The following is a 1,232-nucleotide window of genomic DNA, read 5'->3' as shown; positions in this document are numbered from 1 at the left end:
CAACGCCTGTTCTCGCGCTGGAAGCAAGCGCGACCGCAGGCAAGTGCGGTACGCGCTCCGTGGCCACCGATACGGACGCCATAAACGACCGAAAGCACACCGCGCTTGTCAACTTCATCCGTCGTGTAGATAATCCTGCGCACTTCGGGCGGATAGACGAAGAATGGGATGACCTGTTCCCATTGCCGGCGCCACAAATCGGGCACCGTCGGGAATTTCCGGCCCCAATCGCTGCCGGCAAACGCCTCCAGCGCGCCGGCGGCGGCATCGGCCGTGGCGGCCTGGTAAATCGGCTTGAGCGCAGCCGGGAAGACGGCCTCAATCGCTTCGGGGAAGCCGCGCAGGCCGTCGACTACCGCGACCAGGATGTCGTCCAGGCCGCGGTTCTTCAGCTCATTGAAGACCTTGAGCCAGAACTTGGCGCCCTCGGTTTGCTCGATCCACAGCCCGAGCACTTCCTTGCACCCGTCAGCGCGGATGCCTAGCGCCAGGTAGACGGCCTTGTTCCTGACGGTGCCTTCGTCGCGGATCTTCAGGCGCAGCGCGTCGAAATAGACGATTGGGTACATCGTCTCCAGCGGGCGCTGCTGCCATTGCTCGACCTCGCTCAGTACCTCGTCGGTGATGGTGGAGATCAGGTCGGGCGAGACCTGCAGGCCATACAGTTCTTGCAGGTGGCCCTGGATCTCGCGCACGCTCATGCCGCGCGCATACATGCTGATCACGTGGTCGTCGAAGCCGGGCAGCCGGCGCTGGTACTTGGCCACCAGTTGCGGTTCGAAGGTGGCCTGCCGGTCGCGTGGAATGTCCAGTTCCAGTTCGCCGTGGGGCGTGAGGACGGTCTTTGGGCTGGTGCCGTTGCGGGGGTTGCCGCTCCTGCCTTGCTTGGCCTCAGCAGCCAGATGGTGGGTCAGTTCGGCGGCCAGCATGCGCTCGGCCGACCGCTTCTTGAGCAGGCCAGCCAGGCCTGATTCGCCGAGAATCGACTCGGCGTCCTTGTTCTCGACCTGGGCCAGCAATTGGTCAATCAGCTCATCGGAAACAAGCTTGGGTGCCTTCGGATTCTTGGTCTTCTTGGTGGACATCGTTACGGTCATGGTCAGTTTTGCTTACAAGCATCTCACGACCTCTGGCACACGGAAAATCTGACACGCTCCAACCGCGCGCCGCGATCTTGTTCAGCTACCGTTCCCTGGCGGTAGTCCGAGGAACGTCGCTGCCTCTTGCATGGC

At 62.7% G+C, this 1,232-nt stretch carries 1 protein-coding gene; it reads right to left on the bottom strand.

Annotated features, from left to right (window positions below):
* Positions 1 to 1,097 (bottom strand): IS256 family transposase (locus tag J8I34_RS34095; RefSeq protein WP_500784453.1); only part of this gene is annotated, 1,097 nt, incomplete at its 3' end.
* Positions 1,098 to 1,232 lie beyond the last annotated feature (135 nt).

Origin of the sequence: Cupriavidus phytohabitans (genome assembly GCF_017815025.1) — a bacterium.
In the GTDB taxonomy this organism is placed as follows: Bacteria; Pseudomonadota; Gammaproteobacteria; order Burkholderiales; family Burkholderiaceae; genus Cupriavidus.
Note: the sequence above shows the minus strand (reverse complement) of the source record. Positions and strands in the feature narration are given on the sequence as shown.